The sequence below is a fragment of the Synechococcus sp. R5-15 genome (genome assembly GCF_047462035.1).
In the GTDB taxonomy this organism is placed as follows: Bacteria; Cyanobacteriota; Cyanobacteriia; order Thermostichales; family Thermostichaceae; genus Thermostichus.
Genome location: NZ_JANSIK010000165.1, coordinates 1 through 3,694 on the forward strand (window position 1 = coordinate 1; position 3,694 = coordinate 3,694).

General features: G+C 60.5%; 4 protein-coding genes. 1 reads left to right on the forward strand and 3 read right to left on the reverse strand.

Features of this window, described 5'->3' with window-relative positions; genetic code table 11:
- Positions 1 to 193 precede the first annotated feature (193 nt).
- On the forward strand, positions 194 to 1,927 hold the full coding sequence (purH, locus tag NW839_RS12355) for a bifunctional phosphoribosylaminoimidazolecarboxamide formyltransferase/IMP cyclohydrolase (RefSeq protein ID WP_414352009.1): 1,734 nt from the start codon (positions 194 to 196) through the stop codon (positions 1,925 to 1,927).
- A gap of 66 nt (positions 1,928 to 1,993) precedes the next feature.
- Here purH and NW839_RS12360 read toward each other — a convergent pair whose 3' ends face one another.
- The 3 genes from NW839_RS12360 to rpmI all read right to left on the reverse strand — a co-directional run bounded on the left by NW839_RS12360 (position 1,994) and on the right by rpmI (position 3,495).
- Positions 1,994 to 2,725, reverse strand: coding sequence for a transporter substrate-binding domain-containing protein (locus NW839_RS12360; RefSeq protein WP_041436884.1), 732 nt, complete (start codon positions 2,723 to 2,725; stop codon positions 1,994 to 1,996).
- A 79-nt stretch (positions 2,726 to 2,804) separates the two neighbouring features.
- Positions 2,805 to 3,161, reverse strand: coding sequence for a 50S ribosomal protein L20 (gene rplT / locus NW839_RS12365; RefSeq protein ID WP_011434388.1), 357 nt, complete (start codon positions 3,159 to 3,161; stop codon positions 2,805 to 2,807).
- Positions 3,162 to 3,294: 133 nt separating this feature from the next.
- Positions 3,295 to 3,495 carry a 50S ribosomal protein L35 gene (rpmI, locus tag NW839_RS12370; protein ID WP_011434387.1) on the reverse strand — a complete coding sequence of 67 codons (201 nt, stop codon included), beginning with the start codon at positions 3,493 to 3,495 and terminating at the stop codon, positions 3,295 to 3,297.
- Positions 3,496 to 3,694: the final 199 nt, after the last annotated feature.

A 3,694-nucleotide genomic window follows, 5' to 3' on the forward strand; every position in this document is an offset into this window, starting at 1 on the left:
TAACTTCCGCATTCCTCCCGACACTGACCCTACGGGTACAGTGCGGGGCTCCTGCGATTTCTAGCTGAAGATTTGTCTGAACCAGGTGGCTGGACAAGAGGGTCCAGCTTTCGGGGTATGCTGTGAGAGCGCTGGGCTGGGTATCCCGGCCAGCTTTTTCCTCTGGGCCCTTCTCTACTGGATAACGCCTCCAATGCCCCTTGCTACTGCGCAACGCTGTCGCGAACAGGATTCTGTACCGTTGGCTTTGTTGAGTGTATCCGACAAAACCGGACTGATCCCGCTGGCCCAGTCCCTCGTGCAAGAGCATGGCTTTCAACTGCTCAGCAGTGGGGGAACCGCCAAGGCGCTCTCAGAAGCTGGGATCCCGGTCACCCCTGTCTCTGCCCACACTGGCGCGCCGGAAATCTTGGGGGGAAGGGTGAAGACGCTGCACCCCCGCATCCACGGCGGCATTTTGGCCCGCCTGGAATGCAGCGAAGACCGGGCAGACCTAGAGGCGCTGGGGATCCCTCCCATCCAACTGGTGGTGGTCAACTTCTACCCTTTTGAACAGACAGTGGCCCAGGCAGGAGTGTCTCTGGAGGAAGCTTTTGAGCAGATCGATATCGGCGGGCCCACTTTGGCGCGGGCGGCAGCCAAAAATTATCCCTACGTTACGGTGCTGACGGATCCCAGCCAGTACCCCCAGTATTTGCAACTGCTCTCCGGGGCCTATGGGGAAACAGAGCGGCTGGCGTTTCGCTTCCAGTGTGCTCGTCGGGCCTTTGAGCAGGTGCTGGCCTACGACCGCGCCATCGTCACCTACCTGGCTCGCCTGGAGCTAGCAGGTCCCTCCCAGTCCTCCGCAGCTGCCGCTGAAGACAGGTTTCAACTGCAAGGGATCCTGTGGCAACGCCTGCGCTACGGGGAAAATCCCCATCAAGCTGCCACTTGGTATGTGACGGATCCGGCTGCCCCCGGCTGGCACCGGGCTAAGCAGTTGCAGGGGAAGGAGCTGAGCTACAACAACCTGCTGGATCTGGAGGCGGCCCGCGCCCTGGCGGCAGAGTTAACCTTGTTACTCCGCAATGCTGATGCGACGCGGCCCACTGACGGGAAGGGCTCTGTGTCTTCTGGCTCTGCTCGGAGGGAGTTCTTGCAACCTGAACAAGCGGTGGCGGTGGTGGTTAAGCACAACAACCCCTGCGGGGTGGCCATTCGCCCATCGCCGGCTGCCGCCCTCGAGGCTGCCCTGGCTGCTGATCCAGTTTCGGCCTTTGGGGGCATCGTCGCCCTCAACCAACCCTTGGACGCAGAGACCGCCCGACGGCTGGTGGAGCCTTTTTTGGAGTGTGTGGTGGCTCCCGATTGCACTCCAGAAGCGGCTGAGCTACTGTCAGTCAAAAAGAACTTGCGGGTCTTGATCTTGCCGGACTTGTGTGTGGGGCCTGCCCAAACAATCCGCACCCTGGCCGGGGGCTTTCTGGTGCAGGATGCCGACTCACCTGTTGTGCCGCAACGCTGTCGCGACCAGGAACCGACGCAAACCGACAGCCCCCCTTCTTGGCAAGTGGTCACCCAGCGCCAGCCCACACCGGAGGAGTGGGCGGATCTGGAATTTGCCTGGATAGTCTGCAAACATGTGAAATCCAACGCCATTGTCGTTGCCAAGCAGGGACAGACGCTTGGCATCGGAGCCGGGCAGATGAATCGGGTGGGGGCAGTGGAGATCGCCCTCAAGCAGGCGGGATCCCAGGCGGCAGGGGCTGTTTTGGCCAGCGATGGCTTTTTCCCCTTTGCCGACAGCGTGGAGATGGCTGCCCAAGCAGGGATCCGCGCCATCATCCAGCCGGGGGGGAGCATCCGCGATGCCGATTCCATTGCTGCTGCCAACGCTGCCGGTATTGCCATGGTTTGCACCGGCATACGTCACTTTCTGCACTGAGCCCGCCTTTCTGCTCAAGAGAGAAATCTTCCCAAGAGAGACAAAGAGTAGGGAGTATCCTCAACTTTAGGGCAACCCCCAGGCTCTGGCCCGCTCTGCCAGCCAGCCCTCAGCCCGCAAATTCTCCAGTTCTCGGCGCACCCGCAGCCGCAATTCGGCGTGCTGCAGCCCCTTGGGCATGGCAATGCCCAGCCCCACCGTTGCCAAGGGGGATCCCAGAAATTGAAACTGTTGCTCCGCAGCGCTTTCGCGACGGGGATGCTCTGCTAGCCACCCTGCCAGCACCGAGCGATCTGCTGCCCACCCCTGCACCGCCCCTTTCAGGAGCAGTTCCGCCCCTTCTCGGTAGGAATCGACAGGCACCAACTCCACCCCTGGCAGGTATCGATTCAGCAGGGGAATGGCGCTGGAACCGCGCAAGACTGCAACGCGACCGCCCCGCAAGTCCGACCAGCTTTCCCAGTTGTGGGAACGAGCCACAACCAAGCTGGGGCCATCCTGATAGTAAGCAGAAGTGAACTCCACCTGGCGCGCCCGATCCGGGGTAATGCCGATCTGAGCAATGGCCAAATCCACCTGGCCGTCAGCCAGCACCTGCAGCCGCTCTACATTCGAGACCGGCACCAACTCCACAGCCTCTGCCGAGCCCAACAGCCGGGATCCCAGCTCACAAGCCAGCTCGATCTCAAACCCCTGCAGATCCCCTTGGGGAGTGCGAAACCCCAGCGGCCTCAAGTTGTCTTTTACGGCAACGCGCAGCCGTCCAGAATCCACAATCTCCGGCCAAGGACGAGCCACAGTAGGGATCCCTCTCCCCAGGCAGGCGAGGGCCAGAATGGCTGCCAGGAAGGACTTCTGGATAGCCGTCGGAACCTCCTCAGGAGGCGCGAGACTGGCGCGCTGCCTCCACCACCTGGGTAAAGGCCTCTGGATCCAGGAAAGCCAAGCGGGCCAACATTTTGCGGTTGAGCTGGATATTGGCTTTTTTGAGACCATCGATGAACTCGTGGTAACGCAGGCCCTGGGCACGGGTGGCCGCGTTGATGCGGGTAATCCATAGGCGACGAAAATCCCGCTTCTTGCGGCGGCGATCCCGGTAGGCGCTGCGCAAAGCCTTCATCACCTGCTGGTTGGCGGTGCGGAACAGCTTTGAACCAGCTCCCCGAAAGCCTTTGGCCAGCTTGAGGATCTTTTTGCGGCGCTTGCGGGCGACATTGCCCCGTTTGACTCTCATGGCAGTAACTCAATAGGAACTTGAACAAACTCAAACTGAAGGGTAGAAGCACTCCGTCCTGCTAACGGGATCGGAACTGCTGTCGCCAATGCCAGCCCCTGAAATCTTCTTGCCGGCGCGAGCGGGATCCCGGCTAGTGGGTGTTGGGCAACATCAGGCGCACATTGACCACATCCCGCTTGTCCACCAGGGCCACACCGGCCAATTTGCGTTTGCGCTTGCTGGTTTTGTGCTCCAGCAAGTGGTTGTGCCCGGCCCTGCGACGCATAAACTTGCCGCTGCCGGTCAGGCGGAAGCGCTTGGCTGCTGCCTTGCGGGTTTTGATTTTGGGCATGATGACAACCCCAGAATATGCGGGGCCAGAGCTAAAGGTCACAGCTTTCTAGGATAAGCCATAGAAGAACAAGAGGGCAAATGCCAAGGTTCGTCCCGCTGAGGCAAGGGAAAGGGGTCGAGAAACTCTCAGGAGCATGCCTCTAACCCCCAAAACCCTGAACTTTGCTGAATTTACTGAGCTTTAGGCGGTTTGGCAA